The organism is Rhizobium vallis (assembly GCF_003985155.1).
Taxonomy (GTDB): Bacteria; Pseudomonadota; Alphaproteobacteria; order Rhizobiales; family Rhizobiaceae; genus Rhizobium; species Rhizobium vallis.
Genome location: NZ_ML133703.1, coordinates 1 through 20,736, shown reverse-complemented (window position 1 = coordinate 20,736; position 20,736 = coordinate 1). Strand labels below are relative to the sequence as shown.

At 58.0% G+C, this 20,736-nt stretch carries 14 protein-coding genes and 1 pseudogene; 6 read left to right on the top strand and 9 right to left on the bottom strand.

The window, feature by feature from the left end; genetic code table 11:
• Positions 1–379: 379 nt before the first annotated feature.
• From EFQ99_RS31410 to EFQ99_RS31380, 7 genes and pseudogenes are all read right to left on the bottom strand, one after another.
• A complete protein-coding gene (locus EFQ99_RS31410) occupies positions 380–592 on the bottom strand; it encodes a cold-shock protein (protein ID WP_003540801.1) in 213 nt (70 codons plus the stop codon).
• A 467-nt stretch (positions 593–1,059) separates the two neighbouring features.
• Positions 1,060–1,359, bottom strand: coding sequence for a hypothetical protein (locus EFQ99_RS31405; RefSeq protein ID WP_208722846.1), 300 nt, complete (start codon positions 1,357–1,359; stop codon positions 1,060–1,062).
• A 433-nt stretch (positions 1,360–1,792) separates the two neighbouring features.
• Positions 1,793–3,916, bottom strand: a complete 2,124-nt coding sequence (locus tag EFQ99_RS31400; RefSeq protein ID WP_126924942.1) for a calcium-binding protein — start codon at positions 3,914–3,916, stop codon at positions 1,793–1,795.
• Positions 3,917–4,099: 183 nt separating this feature from the next.
• Positions 4,100–6,928 carry a metal-binding protein gene (locus EFQ99_RS31395; protein WP_126924941.1) on the bottom strand — a complete coding sequence of 943 codons (2,829 nt, stop codon included), beginning with the start codon at positions 6,926–6,928 and terminating at the stop codon, positions 4,100–4,102.
• Between the two features lie 65 nt (positions 6,929–6,993).
• Positions 6,994–8,736: a calcium-binding protein gene (locus tag EFQ99_RS31390; protein ID WP_126924940.1), complete on the bottom strand. Its 1,743-nt coding sequence runs from the start codon at positions 8,734–8,736 to the stop codon at positions 6,994–6,996.
• 383 nt (positions 8,737–9,119) lie between these two features.
• Positions 9,120–9,507 (bottom strand): annotated as a pseudogene (locus EFQ99_RS31385) (GNAT family N-acetyltransferase).
• 89 nt (positions 9,508–9,596) lie between these two features.
• A complete protein-coding gene (locus EFQ99_RS31380; protein ID WP_126924939.1) occupies positions 9,597–10,055 on the bottom strand; it encodes a DUF3828 domain-containing protein in 459 nt (152 codons plus the stop codon).
• A 217-nt stretch (positions 10,056–10,272) separates the two neighbouring features.
• Between EFQ99_RS31380 and EFQ99_RS31375 the strand changes: the two genes are divergently transcribed.
• The 4 genes from EFQ99_RS31375 (at position 10,273) to EFQ99_RS31360 (ending at position 13,534) form a co-directional block, all read left to right on the top strand.
• Positions 10,273–10,572 carry a helix-turn-helix domain-containing protein gene (locus tag EFQ99_RS31375; protein ID WP_245441618.1) on the top strand — a complete coding sequence of 100 codons (300 nt, stop codon included), beginning with the start codon at positions 10,273–10,275 and terminating at the stop codon, positions 10,570–10,572.
• Positions 10,569–11,822, top strand: a complete 1,254-nt coding sequence (locus EFQ99_RS31370; RefSeq protein WP_126924938.1) for a type II toxin-antitoxin system HipA family toxin — start codon at positions 10,569–10,571, stop codon at positions 11,820–11,822. Before EFQ99_RS31375 ends, EFQ99_RS31370 begins: the two co-directional genes overlap by 4 nt.
• 107 nt (positions 11,823–11,929) lie before the next feature.
• Positions 11,930–12,652: an SOS response-associated peptidase gene (locus EFQ99_RS31365; protein ID WP_126924937.1), complete on the top strand. Its 723-nt coding sequence runs from the start codon at positions 11,930–11,932 to the stop codon at positions 12,650–12,652.
• Between the two features lie 183 nt (positions 12,653–12,835).
• Complete coding sequence (locus tag EFQ99_RS31360; RefSeq protein WP_126924936.1) at positions 12,836–13,534, top strand: hypothetical protein; 699 nt, start codon at positions 12,836–12,838, stop codon at positions 13,532–13,534.
• A gap of 402 nt (positions 13,535–13,936) precedes the next feature.
• On the opposite strand, the gene EFQ99_RS31350 is transcribed toward EFQ99_RS31360, so the two are convergent.
• Positions 13,937–14,386 (bottom strand): hypothetical protein, encoded by a 450-nt coding sequence (locus tag EFQ99_RS31350; RefSeq protein ID WP_126924934.1) that lies wholly within the window; start codon positions 14,384–14,386, stop codon positions 13,937–13,939.
• 252 nt (positions 14,387–14,638) lie between these two features.
• Here EFQ99_RS31350 and EFQ99_RS31345 point away from each other — a divergent pair, with 252 nt between their 5' ends.
• Positions 14,639–15,346, top strand: coding sequence for a TIR domain-containing protein (locus tag EFQ99_RS31345; protein ID WP_164736474.1), 708 nt, complete (start codon positions 14,639–14,641; stop codon positions 15,344–15,346).
• Between the two features lie 281 nt (positions 15,347–15,627).
• On the top strand, positions 15,628–17,283 hold the full coding sequence (locus EFQ99_RS31340) for an AIPR family protein (protein ID WP_126924932.1): 1,656 nt from the start codon (positions 15,628–15,630) through the stop codon (positions 17,281–17,283).
• Between the two features lie 23 nt (positions 17,284–17,306).
• On the opposite strand, the gene uvrB is transcribed toward EFQ99_RS31340, so the two are convergent.
• Complete coding sequence (gene uvrB, locus EFQ99_RS31335) at positions 17,307–20,333, bottom strand: excinuclease ABC subunit UvrB (RefSeq protein WP_126924931.1); 3,027 nt, start codon at positions 20,331–20,333, stop codon at positions 17,307–17,309.
• Positions 20,334–20,736 lie beyond the last annotated feature (403 nt).

Sequence of the window (20,736 nt, the reverse complement as noted above, 5' to 3'; positions counted from 1 at the left end):
GTTACTTTTTTTTACATCAGCAGGCGACAAACTTGTAAAGCCCTGAATAATCACATAGAATTTTTATTGTCGGGAAAATCGATCATTTGGGCGACCGCAAATATCGGCCTCTTCTCAGTCATCGACGTTTCCATTGTTCCTTTGTTCGTGTGCCATCACCGCCGTCTGGGCGTGATCGTCCACCAAGCGCGTATATAACACCTGGCCGTGCCATCGACAAATTCGGGCCACCAAAACAAAAACGGTGCCTCACGCGAGGCGTGCAGCAGATCCTCGGCACAGGGCCGAGGATGACTTCGAGTGCGGGCAAGGCTTGTCAACAAACAAAAACGGCGCCCCTTGCGGAGCGCCGTCCATGCCGCCGAAGCGGAAGTCTGACTTACGAAGCCGAGATGTTGACGGCCTTCGGGCCCTTGCCCATGCGATCCGGCTCGGTGTCGAAGGTGACCTGCTGGCCTTCGCGCAGCGACTGGATGCCAGAAGCCTGCAGCGCAGAGATGTGGACGAAAACGTCCTTTGCGCCGCCGTCCGGCGTGATGAAACCAAAACCCTTGTCCTGGTTGAAGAATTTTACGGTGCCCTTGGTGGCCATTGGGATAGTCCTTTTCCCTTAGTCTGTGTAGTATCCGCGCCCCCGAGAGGAAGCGGACGGCTTTAGCTTTCGCCCCGGTCGTCTGGGACGAAGGGTCAGTCGGAGAAGTCACGTACGGGGAAAGAACGTCTACGTAGGCGGGTATTCCCGCGCGCCCTCCGTCACGGAAGGGATTACCACATCGGTCCAGTCACCGGCATGCAAATGCCCGAGTGGATGAATTGGTGCCAGCATTTCGGGCAAAAAGCAAGCGACTTTATTATAGCGTGGCCGCTATTATGACAGGAAAGGCCGAAGATTCAGATACTTGACGAATAGTTAGCAGATGTTTGCACGGCTGTGCCAGATCGGGATTCCGTACGGGAATGAGACGCCGCGACGGATTTCGATAGCCGGACACGGATTCCCCCAGAAGTGGTTTGGTGGCGGTACAACGTCGCGGACTGGACCCGGGCATTTGCCTCGCCTCATGCCTCGGGCGCGGCGGCCTGCTTGCGTGCCTTTCGGCGCAGGAACCAGACCACGAACGGTGAGAGCAGGAGCGCCTCCGTGAAATTGATCGCTGACGACGCTACGAGGTCGCTGGGCGTAATGGCCACGGGGTCGGCGAAATAGAGGGCGGCGAAGGCCATGACGGTGGCGGCAAAGGCGGCCACGACGGTGCAAAGCCAGGCGAGCAGGGAATAGAGGAAGCCAGTCGGCAACCGCGTGCAGATGAGCTGCGAAACGGCGATCGAAAGGCCGAATATAAATACAATCATGAGCATGGCTTATCCCTTCGGCGTTCAAGCCGACAACCCGCGCCGAGCGTTTCCGCCTTTCCATGAGCCGGAGGGGCGCCTCAAAGAATCGGTTCCGCTCTTGTAGCACGGCAACCGCAAGACACGGCCGTCAGCAGGAGTGTTATTCGATCCTCGGATGAAATCCAGGCAAGGCTTTAGATGGTCTTAACCATGCGGGCATCCGCGCTGATGATGGGAATTCCCCGGGTGGGGCGCGGCGCCTGTTCACGCTGAGGTGCGGATTCCACAGACTGGAGCCTCGAAGCACTGGCGCTCATTCGAAGCGGAGAGCACTGGCGTATCTTGCCGGCTGCCTGTCTCTCAAGCCATTCCGGACGCATCTCTGCGTCCGGGGGAATCGTGTCGTGGCTGAAGCCTGTCGCGCAAAACCGCTGCACGGTTTTGCGCCGGGGATGCGCTAGATCAAAGCCTCATGCGACAAGCTCGAGAACGACGGCTCGAAGACGTCCTTAACGGAAAGCGTGAAATCGTGGCTGGTGATGTTTCCGTCCGCGTCATAGGCTTCGGCGGTGAAGGTCAGGCTGTGGGTGCTTTCGTAGTCGATCGCTGCCTTCGTCTGGATCTTGTTGCCGACGAGCTTGAAGACGCCGTCCGCATCATCCGTCAGCCGCCATTTCACGGCGCCGCCTTCCGGATCGATGGCTGAGAGAAGGCCGACCGAGGTGCCGATCGCGACGTTTTCGGAGATCGAGCCGCGCGAGAAGGCGAGATTGATCGGCGCCTTGTTGACGGGGGCTTCGTTGACGTCGAGGATGTTGATCACGATGTCCTTTTCAACGGTGACCTTGCCGTCCGAGACGGCCACCTTGATCGTGTGCGACTTGTCAGTCTCGTAGTCCAGTGCCTTCGAAGTGACGATACGGTTGCCCTTGAGCCGGAAGTGATCGCCAGCGCCGTCGAGCAGCGTGTAGGTGAGGGCGTCGCCATCGGCATCCTTGGCGCTCAGCAGACCGACTGTGGTCCAGAGCGGAGTGCTCTCCAACAGAGCGGTCTTTGAGAGCTGGATATCAGTCGGCGCGGTGTTGTTGCGCGTGAAAGTTTCCGTGGCGAAATCATAGACGCCATCGGCAAAACGAGCAAATTCGATGTTACGCAGCGTGTCCGTCCCCCCCTGCGCACTTGTCAGGATATGATCGCCATTGTTCACCGAGAGGGAATAATTGGCGAAATTGAAGTAGAAGACCGCCGTGTCGGTGCCGGCGCTACCGTCGAAAGTGTCGTTGCCGCCAGTGCTTGTAAAAACGTCGTCGCCGCCGCCGGTCTTGACGTCGATGCCGAAGGCGGTGCCGCTGATGGAGGCCGAGCGGTCTGCCAACTCGTCGGAGAGATCCGCATGGGCGCTGTCGGCCAATCTCAGGGAGATAAGCATGTCCTCGAAAACCGGTCCTCGGGAGAGGAGGATTTGGTCGAAACTTTCGAACTGCGCGGCCGAACCAAGCACGCCCCCACTAAGAAGATTGCCTTCATATGTTTCCAGGATTTCGAAGTTCTTCACGGTAAGACCGACAAGGCTGCCGGCGTTCAGCGTATCGGTGTCGGCGCCGCCATCGACTGTTCCTGAGAACGCGATGTCGGATCCATATACGGTTAGGGTCACGATATCGTTGCCGCTGCCGGCGTCTATATCGAAGACCTCGCCATAGCCGTAAGACTTGCCGTCGATGATGGTATCGTTGCCTGCGCCGCTTTTGATGGTGTCGTTGCCCGCAGCGGCATTGATGGTATCGTTACCAGCGCCACTGTCAAAAATGTCGTTGCCGTCGGTTCCTGTCAACACGTCGTCACCGCCGCCGGTCTTGACGTCGATATTGGAGCCGATGCCGGAGATGTAGGCCGAGCGGCTTCCCAGCTCGTCCGAAAGGTCGGCATGGGCGCCGTCCGTCAATTTCAGGGTGACGGCAAGGTTTTCGCCGAGCGGACCGTCGGAGAAGGTGATCTTGTCGAAGCTTTCGAACTGCGCCGCAGTACCGACAGTGCCTATCGACGTTTCAAGGATTTCGAAATTCTGGATCGTTATGCCGGTAAGATTGTAGGCTTTCAGCTTGTCAATGCCGGCTCCGCCGTCGACTGTTCCGGAATTCGCACCATCGACTAAATCCCCCACGACCACGGCATCATTGCCGTCGCCCGCATCGATATCGAAGACTGTGTCATCAGTAAAACCACCATCAATATCCACGATCGTGTCGTCGCCCGTGCCGCCCCTGATGACGTCATTTCCGGCGCCGCCGTTGATCTGGTCGTTGCCATCGCCGCCATTCAGCTGGTCATTTCCGGCATAGCCCTGAATGATGTCGTTGCCTGCGCCTGTTGTGATCGCATTGTCACTGTTCGAACCGGTGACCTCCGCGGAAACCGATCCCAGCTCCTCGGCAAGGTCGGCCGTGCCGGAACCTGAAATGACTAGGGTGACCTTGGCGTGAGGATTAGCGGCGGAATAGCGGATGACATCGTAGGCTTCGAACTCGGCGCCGGTCTTGGTGATCGATGCGCCATTCGTGTTCAGAATATTCAAGGCCATGTTTTAACTTTCCAAAAGATGCGTTGCACCTGCAAGAACGGATGACGGGCGGTGGCCTCAATCGGAGATTCGGCAGCTGCAGGTTGGAAGCTGGCGGCACCGGCAGCACCGGTGTTTGGGCGCGCCGGCGCATTCCGCCTGTGCTCGGGACGCATTCCTGCATCCCGAGCGACTGTATTGCGGTCAGATCAATGCCTCATGCGACAAGCTCGAGAAGGACGGTTCGAAGACGTCCTTCACGGTGAGCGTGAAATCGTGGCTGGTGGCGTTTCCGGCCGCGTCATAGGCTTCGGCGGTGAAGGTCAGGCTGTGGGTGCTTTCGTAGTCGATCGCTGCCGTCGTCTGGATCTTGTTGCCGACGAGCTTGAAGACGCCGTCCGCATCATCCGTCAACCGCCACTTCACAACGCCGCCTTCCGGATCGACCGCCGAAAGGAGGCCGACTGCGGTGCCGATCGCGACATTTTCGGAGATCGAGCTGCGCGAGAAGGCGAGGTTGATCGGCGCCTTGTTGACGGGGGCTTCGTAGACGTCGAGGACGTTGATGGTGATGCTCTTTTCGACGGTGACCTTGCCGTCGGAAACGGCCACCTTGATCGTGTGCGACTTGTCCGTCTCGTAGTCGAGCGCCTTCGAAGTGACGATGCGGTTGCCGTTGAGGCGGAAATGATCGTTCGCCCCGTCGATCAGCGTGTAGGTGAGGGCGTCGCCATCGGCGTCCTTGGCGCTGAGCAGGCCGACCGTGGTCCAGAGCGGTGTGCTCTCCAACAAGGAGGTTTTCGAAAGCTGGATGTTGGTCGGTGCGGCGTTGTTGTCAGGCGTGAACTTTTCCGTGGCGAAATTGTAGACGCCATCGGCAAAACGCGCGATTTCGATGTCACGCAGCGTGTCCGTGCCCTCCTTGGCGCTCGTCAGGATGCGATCGCCATTGCTGGTCGCGAAGGCATAATTGGCGAAGTTGCCGGAGAAAACGGCCGTGTCGATGCCGGCGCCCCCGAGGAGCGTGTCGTTGCCGGCGCCCCCTTCGAACGTGTCGTTGCCGCCGGTGCCGAAGAAATAGTCGTCACCGCCGCCGGTCTTGACATCGATGCCGAAGGCCGTGCCGAAGATATCGACATGGCGGTTTGCCAGCTCGTCGGAGAGATCGGCATGGGCGCTGTCCGTCAATGTCAGCGCGAGGACGTCGTTCTCGTAGCCTGGCTTGTCGTATTTGACGATCTTGTCGAAGCTTTCGAACTGGGCGGCCGAGGCAAGAACCTCGGCTCCCGCCGTTTCAAGAATTTCGACGTTCTTGATCGTCAGACCCGCAAGCCCGATGAATTCATTGCCGGGGCCCAGCGTCGGCTTGATGACTTGCAGCGTGTCAATGCCGGCGCCGCCGTCGATCACGCCAGAAATTGCGGAAGAATGTGTCTGCAGGTTGATGGCGTCATTGCCATCGCCGGCGTCTATATCGAAGGTCTCTGGGGCGGTGGACATATTATCGCCATCGGTGATCTTGTCGTCGCCCGCGCCACCCCTGATGACGTCATTTCCGACGCCGCCGAAGATCTGGTCGTTGCCTTCGCCGCCGGTCAGCTTGTCATTGCCGGCATTGCCGTTGATCGTGTCGTTGCCGCCGCTACCGTCGAAAATGTCGTTGCCGTCGGTGCCCTCCAGTTTGTCGTTGCCCGTACCCGTCGTCACGTCGATACCGGAGACGTTGCCGAAGATCTGGGCCTGACGGCCTGCCAGCTCGTCGGAGAGATCGAGATGGCCGCCGTCCGTCAATCTCAGGAAGACGGCATTGGTCGTATTCGAGTTGATAATCGTATCGAAACTTTCGAATTGCGCAGCCGAGCCGACACCCGCAAAACCTGCTGTATCAAGGGTTTCGAAGTTCTTGATCGTCAGGCCACTCAGATGGCTGGCTTGCAACTTGTCAGTGCCCGCACCACCATCGACTGTTCCGGAAAGCGCGGTGTCGTCGTTCTGCAAGATCACGGTGTCATTGCCGCTGCCGGCATCGATGTCGAAGGTTTCGGGGCTGGAGCCACTAATTTGGCCATCGACGATCTTGTCGTTGCCGGTGCCGCCCCGGATGACGTCATTTCCGTCGCCGCCTTCGATGGTGTCGTTGCCGGCTCCACCGGTCAACCGGTCATCTCCCTCATTGCCCCAGATGTGGTCGTCACCAGCGCCGCCGTCGAGGATGTCATTCCCGCCGGCCCCGGTCAGGTAATCCCTGGTGCCGCCGGTCGTGACGTCGATACCGGTGGCGTAATTGTCAGGAGAGATGTAGATCAGGCCGGGACCTAGCTCCTGCGAGAGGTCGACATGGGCGCCGTCTGTCAACCGCAAGGTGGTGGTGGGGGAGGGACCGACCGTACCGGAAATAATTTTCTCGAAGCTTTCAAACTGCGCGGCCGATCCGACAACATCGAATCCGTGCGTGTCGAGGATTTCGAAGTTTTTGATTGTCAAGCCGCTCAGATTGTTGGCTTGCAGCGTGTCGACTCCGAGACCGCCATCAATTTTTCCGGATGGCGTACTGGTAAAACCCTGTGACAACGACACGAGGTCCTTACCCTCACCTGCATCAATATCGAAAACGTCGTTGGTATAACCTTCGTCGACAATCACATCGTCGCCCGCACCGCCCTTGATGACGTCGTTGCCGGCGTCGCCGAAGAGCCTGTCATTGCCATCACCGCCATTCAGCAGGTCATCGCCAGCTTCGCCTCTGATCTGATCGTCGCCAGCGCCGCCGCTCAGCGTGTCTGCGCCGTTGCCGCCTGAGATGGTGTCGTTGCCTGCACCTGTTGTGATCACATTGTCGCCGCTCGAGCCCGTCACGCTTGCGGAGACCGAGCCGAGTTCATCGGCAAGATCTGCCACCCCGGAACCCGAGACGGCGAGGGTGACAGCGGCGAGAGGAGCGGCTTCAGAGTGGCGAATGACGTCGTACGCTTCGAACTCGGCGCCGGTCTTGGTCACCGCGGAGCCGTTCGTGTCGAGAATATTCAAGGCCATATGGAAACTTTCAAAAAGGTGCGTTTTGCCGACGCATCTCTGCGTCGGCCGCAATCACGTCGCGGTCAGATCAATGCCTCATGCGCCAAGCTTGAGAACGACGGCTCGAAGACGTCCTTCACGGCAAGCGTGAAATCGTGGCTGGTGGCGTTTCCAGCCGCGTCATAGGCTTCGGCGGTTAAGGTCAGGCTATGGGTGCTTTCGTAGTCTATCGCTGCCGTCGTCTGGATCTTGTTGCCGACGAGCTTGAAGACGCCGTCCGCATCATCCGTCAACCGCCACTTCACAACGCCGCCTTCCGGATCGACGGCCGACAGCAGGCCGACCGAGGTGCCGATCGCGACATTCTCGGAAATCGACGTACGCGAAAAGGCGAGATTGATCGGCGCCTTGTTGACCGGAGCTTCGTTGACGTCGACGACGTTGATCACGATTTCCTTTTCCACAGTGACCTTGCCGTCGGAGACGGCGACCTTGATCGTGTGCGACTTGTCGGTCTCGTAGTCCAAAGCCTTCGAGGTGACGATGCGGTTGCCCTTGAGCCGGAAGTGATCGCCGGCGCCGTCGAGCAGCGTGTAGGTGAGGGCGTCGCCGTCGGCATCCTTGGCGCTGAGCAGACCGACCGTCGTCCAGAGCGGGGTGTTTTCCGACAAAGCGGTTTTCGACAGCTGGATATCGGTCGGCGCGCTGTTGCTGCTATCGGGCTTGAAGGTTCCCTTGGCAAAGTCATAGACGCCATCGGCAAAGCGCGAGAATTCGACGTCCGTCAGCGTGTCGGTGCCTTCCGCGGCGCTCGTCAGGATATGATCGCCGTTGTTCAACGCGAAGGAATAATTGGCGAAATTGCCGGAGAAGAACGCCGTATCGATGCCGGCGCCGCCATTGATGGTGTCGTTGCCGGCGCCACCGATCAATTTGTCATTGCCGGCCTTGCCGTTGATGATGTCATTGCCGCCGCTGCCGTCGAAAGTGTCGTTGCCGTCGGTGCCGGTAAATTCGTCGTCGCCGTTGCCGGTCTTGATGTCAACGCCGGAGACATAGCCGGTGACGAAAGCCCCGTGATTTCCCAGCTCGTCGGAAAGATCGACGTGAGCGCTGTCCGTCAATGCCAATGCGGCTTTGGAATCGCGGAACTGATCGGTCGAGTAAACGATCTTGTCAAAGCTCTCGAATTGCGCGCTCGAACCGGAAACCGTATATCCCGCCGTTTCAAGGACTTCGATGTTCTTGATCGTCAGGCCTCTTAGCTCAAAGGCTTGGAGCGAATCAATCCCCGCGCCGCCATCGATAGTTCCGGAAAGCCGTGGAGCGAGCTGCAGGATGATGGCATCGTCGCCGTCGCCTGCATCGATATCCAAGAGTTCCGGCACGAGGCCGCCAGGTCCAGGCAGAAAGTCGAAACCACCATCGGTGATCGTATCGTTGCCCGCGCCGCCTCTGATGACGTCATTTCCGGTGTCGCCGAATATGTGGTCGTTGCCATCGCCGCCAATCAGCGTGTCATTGCCCGCTCCGCCATAGAGCTGATCGTTTCCGGCGCCGCCGTTCAGCGTGTCTGCGCCGTCACCGCCTATAATGGTGTCATCGCCTGCGCCTGTCGTGATCGCATTGTCGCCGCTTGAGCCTCTTACGTTTGCGGAGACCGAACCTAACTCGTCGGCCAGATGGGCCACGCCGGAATCCGAGACAACCAGAGTGACAGGCACGGAAGGATTTTCGGCGGAGTTCCTAATGACGTCGTAAGCTTCGAATTCGGCGCCGGTCTTGGTAATCGTTGCGCCGTTCGTGTCCAGAATATTCAAGGCCATATATATCTTTCCCCAAAAGATGCGTTGTACTCGGCAATATGAGACATCCCCGAAAGAACTGTTCTTGCAGCTTCAACGGACGGACAACCCCCTGGGGATCTATGCCAACCCCCGATGATGTTTTCAATGCAAAATTGTGTCTTTTCATTGCTTTTTTAATGAAAAACTAAGGATAAAATACTCGAAAGCAAATTTTAATTCGAGAACTCAAAGGCATGCTTTGATCTCCTAATTAGTATTATCTTTCATTGCCAGCCGGGATGCTCTCGGGAAGGTTGTGTCTTGGGGCGGTCCTTCGGCAATGCCGCGCTGCGGCGTCGTCCGCGTCACCATCGCAGGTTGGTTCTGGCTTCGACTTTTTCCTGCTTCCCGCGCGGGAGACCTTACTTGAGCTTGATCAGCCCTGCTTCGGTGGGGGGTAAATCCGCACGCGCGGTAGAAGCCGGTCAGGTGCGGTTCGAAATCGACATGCAGCCATTCGGCACCGCGCTCGCGGGCGAGGCTCGTCGCCTGGCGGACCATGCGCGTCGCGATGCCTTGCCTTCGCATCTCGGGATGAACCGAAGTGTCGAGGATGAAGGCATGGATGCCGCCATCCCAGGCGACGTTGACGAAGCCGACGAGCCTATCGTCATGGTAGGCGCCGACATGGGCGAGGCTGCGGGAGAGGATGGCGGTGAAATCCCGGCTGTGCGGGCTGCCCCAGGCGGCGGAAAAGAGGGTGTTCAGCTCGGCGGCGGAAGGGAACGGGTCGATGCGCAGTTCCGGCATGGGCGGTTGCCTCGTTCAGCTGATATGGAGCTTTCCGATCAAGAGCGGGCGCCCGCGCCCGCGGGGAAGGAGAGGGTCGTGGCCGCCAGCTATTCCTCATCGCCCAGCAACGCACTCAAGCTCCAGGGTTCCTCGCCCTGCTGGTTGGCGATATCCTCCACCTTCCAGCCGCCATGCTCCTTCACCAGCCTGTAATAGAGCGTCACGTTTTCGCCGTTGCGAAACTGCACCTCGACTTCCGCCCGGCCGTTCAGCAGGATCGGTTGGCCGATCCTGAGGTCGCTTGCCTCGCCATCCTGCCCCGCAATGACGGGATCGAAATCGATCGCCCCGACATCGCCTTCCGCCGTCTTGTCGAGATCGGCCTGCAGTATCTTGTTCAGATGGTCGGAGAAGAAAGCCGAATAGGGAGAGGGGCTGTCGTCACTGCTGGCGGCATCGAAGCTGTACAGCGCCTGCAGCAGCGCCTTCGGGGTTTTGAAGGTCTCGGCGAAAGCGGGAGGGGCGATCAGCGCGGAGAGGGCGAGAGCGAGGGCGGGCAGGCGCATGCGGGCTCCTTCTGGTGACGAAAAAACTATAGCACGAGTCGCGGATGCGGCATTCCAGCGGGGGCGCAGGTTGCTCGTCGGCGGAAGCGCGCTCTGTTCCCCAAAGGCAACCATGTGCAGCGCGCGGGAATGGTCTGTGGTCAGCGACGCATATTGACATGTAAAGCAATTGCTATCATATTAGCACTTAAATTGAAAATGACGGATAAGTGCTGATATGTTTGCGCTTACGCTGACTTCTCCCGCGCAAATCATCGAAAATGTTGCTGCGCGCATGAAGCGTCGCCGGATCGACATGAACCTCACACAGCGCGAACTCGCGTCTCGATCCGGCGTGTCTTACGGGTCGCTTCGACTGTTGGAGGAGACTGGAAAGGGATCTTTCGAATCTGTCGTCAAAATTGCATTCGCTCTCGAAGCGGAAGCGGAACTCGAAACCTTGTTTCCTCCTCGACCGGCGAAGACACTGGACGACATTATCGGACATCCGGTCAGGCAGAGAGTGCGCAAGAAATGAAGTTCGTCTCCATTAACAAGATCAGGGTCGTCCTTGACCTGGAAGGCGCCCGGCGTGAATTGGGGACACTGGCATGGAGTTCCAGGGAGCGTCAGGCATATTTCGAATACGCGCCTGATTTCATCGCTTCGCCGTTGCCGATATCGCCTTTCCAACTGCCCGTGAGGGCAGGGCTGGCGCCCCCCGGCAGGATCCCCAGGGAATTCGAAGGGCTGCACGGCCTCTTCAATGACTGCGTTCCGGACGGTTGGGGTCGATTGCTCCTGGATCGCCGTCTCGAGAAAATCGGGGTCAAGACGGGCGATGTGACACCCATCGACCGCCTCTCAGCCGTTGGAACGACCGGGATGGGAGCGCTCGCCTTCATCCCTGAACTTCCCCTGGAGAAGCACGGTCAAAACGACCTCGACTGGTTCGTCGAACAAGTCGACCGTGTCCAGAACGAAATGGACACAGCCGAGATCGATGCACTGCAGGAGGCGCAGGGCGGATCTGCAGGTGCGAGGCCGAAGATCATGGTCGGCCTCAATAGTGAAAGGAACTCGTTTTACATCGATTACGGGTTGGCAATGGAGCCTGGCTTCGAGCACTGGCTGGTCAAAGGTCGCAGCATCCACGACCGGGAGGATATTGGCGTCGAAGAGTACGCCTATGCCCTGATGGCACGGGCGGCAGGACTAGAGATGGCCGAGACCCGGGTCATCGAGACCGCCAGGGGCAATCGCCTTTTCGCAACGAAGAGGTTCGACAGAGCCGCGAACGGTCGCCTGCACATGCACACAGCGTGTGGTCTGGTCAATGCGAGCCACCGCGAACCGACCCTCGACTATGAGAGCCTCCACAAGGTCACGGCTGCGCTGACACGCAACAGCCAGGATGTGTCGCGGATGTTTCGCAACATGACCTTCAACGTCTTCGCTCATAACAGGGACGACCATGCCAAGAACCACGCCTTCCTGATGGCTGGGGATGGCCGGTGGACGCTGTCTCCGGCATACGACCTCACCTTTTCGCAAGGTCCTGGCGGCGAGCACAGCGCCTCCATCGGGGGAGAAGGGCGCAATCCCGGGAAGGAGCATTTGCTTTCCGTGGCAAAGGGAGCATCGATCGCTGAAGGCGATGCCATTGATATCATCGAAGAGGTGCGCGCCGCCGTTGATCAGTGGCCTCGACTTGCGGATGAGGCAGGTCTTGGGAAAGCCAGAACTGACGAACTGGATCGAAAGCTGAACGGCAGACCGCGCGCTTAGATGCGGGCGGCGGGCATTCCAGCGGGGTGCAACTGAGACATCGTTGACACGCTTCCGGCCGTGAACATAATAGGAACATCTAATACTCTACCGGCGGAGAAAACGGCATGTGCGGACGCATATTCGTCAGGACGTCTCTTGAGGAACTGATCAGCAATTTCCCCTTTGCAGTGAAGGGCGGGGATGTCGACGGGTTGGGAAATCGCTTTCCGCGATGGAACGGCGCGCCGTCGCAGGATTATCCGATTATCATCATGGACGTGGTGCGCGAGCCTGACACATTGGGCGCCATTTTCGTGGCCGCCCGCTGGGGCTTGATGCCGTCCTGGGCCAAGCCGGGGGGCAGGCCGCCGCCGGTCAATGTCCGCTGCGAGAGCATCGCTTCCAATGGCATGTTCCGTTCGGCATATCGCTCGCGCCGGTGCCTGGTGCCGATCAACGGATTCTTCGAATGGAAGGATATTCTCGGCACCGGCAAGAACAAGCAGCCCTATGCGATCGCGATGGAGGACGGCTCTCCCTTCGCGCTCGCCGGCATCTGGGAGACCTGGAAGGATGAGAACGGCGTGTCGATCCGCAACTTCGCCATCGTCACCTGCGAACCGAACGAGATGATGGCTGAGATTCACGACCGCATGCCTGTCATCCTGCATCGCGAGGATTATGAAAGGTGGCTGTCGCCAGAACCCGATCCCGGCGATCTGATGAAGCCTTTTCCGGCCGAGCTGATGACGATGTGGAAGATCGGCCGCGGCGTCGGCTCGCCGAGGAATGACGGACCTGAGATCATCGAGGAAGTCGAGGACGATCCGGAACCGACGCTGATCTGAAGCAATTCCAGCAAAAGTGTGTAACGGTTTTGCGTCCGGAATTGCGTGAAAACAAAGAGCTAGAGCAATTCAGGCAAAGGCGTGTGGCGGTCTTGCGTCAGGAATTGCGCTAATTTCACCGGCTCGGGCGGGAGCCATTCACGAAACCATGCGGCAAACATCCTCGCGAGGAGAGGACAACGCATGCAAGACGATATCGGAACGCTGTTAAGATCGTTCCTCAACACTACCCTTCGCCGGCAGACACAGCGTCGAATACGGGATTTCGGCGGCTATGAGATCGGCAAGCGCCGGAAGCCTGAGGTCATCGATGCGATCGCCGCCGACGCGGCTGATTTCCTCTGCACCTCTCTCGACATCAAGGCGAATGGCCGGCCGGCAACCCGGGAAGGTGTCGCCTTCGCCATCGCCCAGGCGTTGCGGAATGTGTCCGATGAGCTCGCCTACAGGCTGACATGGCGCGACGACCAGGCCTGGCGGGATGTTTGCGAGTCCGTCGCCGTCTTTCTGGAAGGCTGCCTGGCGTTCGACCGGAAACCCTATGACGGCTCGCTGACGGCGCGGTCGGATTACAACGGCTGGAAGAGCTGGGAAATGATCATTAGCGGCGAGCGGCCCAGGGGCAAATGGCGCCACGCGTGGAAGGAAAAGCCGGGCGACGATTTCATCGGCTTTGACGGCGAAACCTGCATGGGGCGGATCTTCAAGATCGATCTGACCGGCTCCGACGAGCGCTGGTACTGGCTGATGGCGGCCGATGGCAGCCCACGGCTGGGATGGCCGGCGGCGGGATATGAGGCGAGCGCCAGGAGTGCGGCTTGTCGGGTGGAGCGGATTTATTTTGCGCTGGTGGCTGGGGAGGGGAGGGTTGTGTCTGGGTGAGGGGGATGGCGGAGGCGGTATTGGGATAGATGGAACTGTTGGCTCTCTGCTAGGTTGGCGGCAATGGCAACCACCTCTCCTCCGTCATTCCTGTGCTTGTCACAGGAATCCAGTGCGCCCAAGTCCTTGGGCGCGAGAGAAGCCTTTATCGAGTTGGAGTCATTCACCGCGCGGACGCGCGGTAGCTGGATTCCTGTGACGAGCACAGGAATGAGGGAGGAGAAGGCAGTGGCCGCCAATTACTCCGCATCATCCGGTAAACGTACGCAAACTCCACGGGTCCTCGTCCCGCTGGTTGGCGATATCCTCCGCCTTCCATGTTCCTTCACCAGCGTAAGGGAGTGTCGCCGCTTCATCGTTGCGGAGGAGAGAGGCGGTCACAAGAAGCGGAGCGGCGATAACCTAAACATGCGCCCATATTTTCCGCAGTGACACTCCGAGGCATTCAGTCATCTTCCGATCCTGTTCCTCGGTGGTATCTCCGATGCCTGGATTGTGGGCCTCGAGAGCAAAGCGGCCGAACGCGGCGGGCCAGACATACCGCAAGTCGTTCAATGACACGGTGGCGCCGCAGCAAGGGGCCACGGTGCTGAGGTCTTTAAACCCATTCTCAGAAGCGGTTTCCATCGCCTCTCCCCACCATTCCTCGGCATCCGCACCACAGGCGCCGCACTCCACGCCAGACCAGTTTTCGCCGGGATCGTAGAACCTGACCTCATCCTCGAAGCTCGATTTCACTTCGTCCGCCCCGGGGACGATTGTTTCCAGCAAGGAGACCGCCTTGGTGGCGTTTTCCGGGGAGGGTTGCCAATACGGGTCGGAGGGGACGTAGCGTAGGATGGTGTCGGACATTGTTGGTTTCTTTCTGGTCACAAGTGGTAAAGCCGGATGGCACGAAGGAAGAGGACGAACGGCGGCAGAGCTACGGTTGAATGTCTGGGGACAATAGGTCTCATTTCCTATACAGACCGGCAATCTTACCCGGCAGCAAAGCGCTCAAGAATCCATGCAAAATCCGCAGCACGTTTTGCAGAAGGTCCTTCAACTTGCATCACCGATTGTTTTGAGGAATGGATACCGAACGTTGTGGAGGAGAGACCGACTGTGGGAAAATTTCACGGGACGCGTGAGGAGCTTGAGATAGCCGTTGCCGCTACCGGCAAAGCCGGCGAATGGAGCGAAAAAAACGGCCACGTCCAATTCCGATCTAAGACGGGCCAAATTCTGAATTGGTGGCCGTCAAAGGGGACATTGACCTGCCAAGGCAAAGAGCCGGAGACATTTCAGCTGGAGATAGATTCTGCGCTCGGAAATCCAGCGCCTGTTGCAGCACCCGCTGACAGTGAAGCAAAGATTTTTGTCGTTCATGGTCACGATACAGAAGCACGTGATCAACTAGAACTTGTTCTTCTTAGGCTTGGGTTGAAGCCTTTTATTCTCCAAAACTCCGACGGCGGAGGAAAGACTATCGTCGAAGCGTTAGAGCAGAGCATCTATAAGGACGCCGCTTTTGGCATAGTCCTTCTGACACCGGATGATTATGGCTATTCCAATAGGCTCGCAGATGCCGATCGTCAGCCCCGAGCCCGGCAGAACGTCATTCTCGAAATGGGGATGGTAATGGCTGCACTTGGAAGGGGAAATATGGCGATCCTGCAAAAAGGCACGCTTGAACGACCCTCTGATACGGACGGCATTCTGCGTATTGAGTTCAACCACCATGTCAAAGAAATCGTTCCTAAGCTAGTGCAGCGTCTCCAATCAGCTGGCTTCACAATTCCCGCAGATCGAATTAGCGCCGCATCAGCATGACCATTGGCAAGAGCGAGGCAGTACAGAGATATTGTGATTGGGCTACTCGCCGCCGTGAGTGGCAAGCCCTCCGATAGTCAAGAGTGACTTCCACATTCTGGAACTGGGCGTCAGCGGGCACGCGTGCGTAAGCCGTTTGCGCGCTGATGGCGGGTCAACTAAGGGCAAGGTTTCTGCCAATTTAAACTACTCTGTCAATAAAATCGAAGTGCTAACTTAAAGGATTGTGCGAGCGGCGAATCCGTCTATCTTGAGTTGATTAGATTGATGTCGGTAATTACATGCGCCAGATCACTGAGCTTGAATTTTCACTCATCGAAAGTAAAATTAGGAAGGCGGCCGACAAGATCGGATTAGATGACCGCTCTACCGGTTTTCTTTATTTGATACTCGACGCGCTTTTTCCGAGGTCAGGCGAAGAGATATCTTCTCTTATTACGGACGGTGGAAATGATCGGGGTGCCGATGCTGTTTATATACAAGAGTCGGGCAGCTTCGTCCATGTAAGTATTGTTCAATGTAAATATGCTTCAAATATAAAAAATTCCAAAAAGAATTTTCCTGGCAGCGAGATCGATAAACTTATCTCCCTTATTAGGGACATCACAGATAGGGCACCAGGTTTAATTGAGTCTGTCAATCCTCTTCTTAAAGAGAAGATTATCGATGTATGGCGCCTTATAGATTCGGGGAAAATAATATATATCCATGTTTTTCTCGTATCAAATGCAATGCCACTCGTCGTTCACGAGCGCAGTAGATTTGATGCATTTTGTACGCAATACGAATTTGTCTCTGTTGAGGAGCTGTCGTACCAAAGTATTATTAGTTTATTGTCCAGTGATGGGAGAACTAAGGAGAACGGGATACTTGATACTGTCGACGTTCAGAAATATGAGAGAACCGATTGTGATATTCGCGGCTTAGTGGCGAACGTCGACGCGAAATCGTATATTGAAATGATTTCGAACGAAGGGGGATCAATTAAACGCCATCTTTTTGATGAAAATATTCGCGGTTTCCTAGGCTTGGACGGTGGGTATAATCGCCAAATACATCAAAGCGCTCTTTCAGAGGAAAACCATCTTTTTTGGTACTTGAATAATGGTATTACAATAATTGCGAAGGACTTTACTCATCAAAAGGTGAGAGGATCCAAGATTCATTTAACGGATTTTCAGATCGTTAACGGTGCCCAAACATCATATTCTCTTTTAGAAGCTTATAAAAGGGACTCCGAAAGGGTCGCGGAGGTCGTCCTTCTCGTGAAGATTTTTGCCTCGAGCCGGCCGGATATTTCTGAGCAGATTGCAATTGCGACAAACAGTCAGGCACGTATAGCTCCGCGAGACCTCAAGGCGAACGACCCTATTCAAAAGAAAATTGCTGCTGTTTTCGAGGATAATAATCTTTTATATGAGCGAAAAAAGAACCAATTTGAAAATGCAGAAGAGGGCGGACGTATTGATTCATTGAAGTTAGGGCAGGCAATATTGGCCTATAGGCTTCATGAGCCTCATCTCGCGAAGACTGCGTCGGACGAGATATTCGGTTCCATGTATAATCTAATCTTCTCTGAAAAGTTAGACGCTGATTACCTGGTTAAATTAGCGCGGCTTTATCTGTTTGTTAATTCTGTTCGTGAAACGGAACTCGTCGTTCTCCGCAGGCAGGAGAATTTTGAGAGCAATGGTGAATTTATAGCTTATACTCAGTGGTATATAATGTATTGCATATCGTTGATGGTGGGAGGGGCTGAGTTAAATATCCCCGCAGAAGAAGAGTTTGATCGTTATTTTGATCGTGCTCGAAGCGTAATTTCCCAAATTGCGGAGAAATATAAATCGCAATCCTTTTACCGGGTATTTCGTTCGGTAAAGACAAAAGAATTAATTATGGACGAATTAGGAATCGGACAACTTCGGTTTGAGTTTTGAATCGTTTGCCGCGCGAACCGATATCACCGCCCCGGCCGCCCGGTTTTCCCCTTCGTGCGCCCCTTGCGCTTCTGCTCGCCCGGATCCTCATAGCTTCCCACGCCCGTCTTCCCGCGCACGACTGGCCGCATGTCATCGCGTTCCGGCTGACCCTCAACCAGCGGTGAGAACCGCTTCGTGCTCTTTGCGGCATCCGGCTTGTCAGGCACATGGCCGGTCACCGGCTTTTCCGTGCGGCCGACGGTCATTTCGTCGAGGGTGTTGCGGCGGAAGAGGCCTTTGCCATCGGCCGGTGTGGCGACGTGGCGGCCCATTTCGTCCAGGTCCGGTTTGCGGAAGAGGGGCGTTGATGTGTCGGTGCCTGGGCCCATGTCGTCGAGGCTGGGTCTGGAGAAGTAGGAGGTTCCACGCCCGCCCTCGTGGTTCGAGACGGCCCCCTGGGCCTCCTCACCATGAGGGCTGCTGCTGGAGGCCGTAGCTTTGCCCTTGCCATTGGCGCGGCCGCCTTTGCCTTCCATTGCCTTGGACTCCTCGCGGGCCATCGGGTCGTCCATAACGGCCAGTTCGGCGGCTTTGAGGCGTTTGATTTCGTCGCGGAGGCGGGCGGCTTTTTCGAAGTCGAGGTCGGCGGCGGCGTCGCGCATGCTCTTTTCGAGCGCGTTGAGATGGGTCTGCAGGTTATTGCCGACGAGGTTGCCGCCATCGGCGAAGCCCTTGCCCGAGACGCCTGAAATATCGGCGCGGACGTGGTCGCGTTCGTAGACGCTGTCGAGGATGTCGGAGATCCTGGCCTTGACCGATTCCGGTGTGATGCCGTGTTCGGCATTGTAGACCATCTGCTTTTCGCGGCGGCGGCTGGTTTCTTCCATCGCCCGCTTCATCGAGCCGGTGACGTTGTCGGCATAGAGGATGACCTTGCCGTCGACGTTACGCGCGGCGCGGCCGATCGTCTGGATCAGCGAGGTCTCCGAGCGCAGGAAGCCTTCCTTGTCGGCGTCGAGGATGGCGACGAAGCCGCATTCGGGAATGTCGAGGCCTTCGCGCAGCAGGTTGATGCCGACGAGCACGTCGAAGGCGCCGAGGCGGAGATCGCGCAGGATCTCGATACGCTCCAGCGTGTCGATGTCGGAGTGCATGTAGCGGACGCGGATGCCCTGTTCATGCAGATATTCGGTCAGGTCCTCGGCCATGCGCTTGGTCAGCACGGTGCACAGCGTGCGGTAGCCCTTGGCCGTGGTTTCGCGGATCTCGCCGAGCACGTCGTCCACCTGGCTGCGGGCCGAGCGGACCTCGACCGGCGGGTCGATCAGGCCGGTCGGGCGGATCACCTGTTCGGCGAAGACGCCGCCGGATTGTTCCATCTCCCAGCCGCCGGGCGTGGCCGAAACGGCGATCGTATCGGGGCGCATGGCGTCCCATTCCTCGAAGCGCAGCGGCCGGTTGTCCATGCAGGAGGGCAGGCGGAAGCCATATTCGGCCAGCGTCGCCTTGCGGCGGAAGTCGCCCCGGTACATGCCGCCGATCTGCGGCACGGTGACATGGCTTTCGTCGATGAAGACGAGGGCGTTGTCGGGGATGTATTCGAACAAAGTCGGCGGGGGATCGCCGGGGTCGCGGCCGGTGAGGTAGCGCGAATAGTTCTCGATGCCCTGACAGGAGCCGGTGGCTTCAAGCATTTCGATATCGTAGCGGGTGCGCTGCTCCAGGCGCTGGGCCTCGAGCAGGCGGCCGGCCTTCTCCAGTTCGGCCAAGCGCAGCCGCAGCTCTTCCTTGATCGATTTGATGGCGCCGTTCAGCGTCGGGCGCGGGGTGACATAGTGCGAATTGGCGTAGATCTTCACCGATTTGAGGTCGCCGACCTTCTGGCCGGTGAGCGGATCGAACTCGGTGATGGCGTCGATCTCGTCGCCGAACATCGAGATGCGCCAGGCGGCATCTTCCAAGTGGGCGGGGAAGAGCTCGATCGTGTCGCCGCGCACGCGGAAGGAGCCGCGGGTGAAATCCATGTCGCGGCGCTTGTATTGCTGGGCCACGAGGTCGGCCAGCAGCTGGCGTTGGTCCAGCCGGTCGCCGACCGACATCTGGAAGGTCATCGCCGTATAGGTCTCGACCGAGCCGATACCATAGATGCAGGAGACCGAGGCGACGATGATGCAGTCGTCCCGTTCGAGCAGAGAGCGCGTCGCCGAGTGGCGCATGCGGTCGATCTGCTCGTTGATCGAGGATTCCTTCTCGATATAGGTATCGGAGCGCGGCACATAGGCTTCCGGCTGGTAGTAATCATAGTAGGAAACGAAATATTCCACCGCATTGTCGGGGAAGAAATTCTTGAACTCGGAATAGAGCTGGGCGGCCAGCGTCTTGTTCGGCGCCAGGATGACGGCCGGGCGCTGCGTCGCCTCGATCACCTTGGCCATGGTGAAGGTCTTGCCGGAGCCGGTGACGCCGAGCAGCACCTGGCTGCGGTCGCCATTCTCCAGCCCTTCGACGAGATCGCGGATGGCGGTGGGCTGGTCGCCGGCCGGCTCGTAATCCGATTTCATCAGGATGCGGATGCCGCCTTCGGATTTGTCCGGGCGGGCAGGGCGGTGCGGCGTCCAGATCTTGCCGTTCTTGTGCAGCGGGTTGCCGCTCTCGATCAGCGCCGACAGCGCCTCGACCGTGGCGGTGACGCCGCCGGGCGAGATATTGCCGGCATCTTCAAGCGAAATATCGAGACCCGCCACCGGGTTCAGACCGGCGGCGGCGCGGGTCTTCGGGTCGGTGGAGCCGCCGATCGAAACGCCGCGCGCAGTCTTGCTGGCCGTCGCCTTCTTGTTGACGCTGACCGCCTCGGTGTGCTTGCGCGCCTCGTTCTCCACCTTCTTGCGGTGCTTGCCGGCCTTGGAGGCGATGTCGCGCTGGCTCTCGACACCCGACGCTTCCGCATCGGCCTCGAGCTGCTTCACCCAATCGGCAACCGAGCCGGAAAGGGGAGCGCCCTCAAAGGACGACTGGGGAGCTTCCTCGAAGCCATTCGGGGCGGGGGATTTCTTCGGAGATCTGGCCATGGCGCGAATATGGAGAGAGTCAGCGCGAAAGGGAAGAGGGGAAGAGTACAAAAGGGAAACGAATGAATCGTTCGGATTGGGTCAACAATCTCCCCAGCTTAGGGTCGACGGCCGGCGCGTCCGCCTTGTACCTTGAGGCCCTTGGGGCGGTACTCCCTTCCTCATTCCTGTGCTTGTCACAGGAATCTAGCCACGGCGCGTCTGCGCCGTGAATGACTCTTATCATGCAATGGAGTCTCCCCGCCCAAGGACTTGGGCGCGCTGGATCCCTGTGACGAGCACAGGGATGAGCGACTATCTGGTGTGTCAAGTTGCATATTGGAATTCCCTTCGCGCGTCTCGTGCTTTTGCGTTGAGAATGACGAGGAGCTTTCTGGCGAGGGCAATGCGGATGACCATTTTC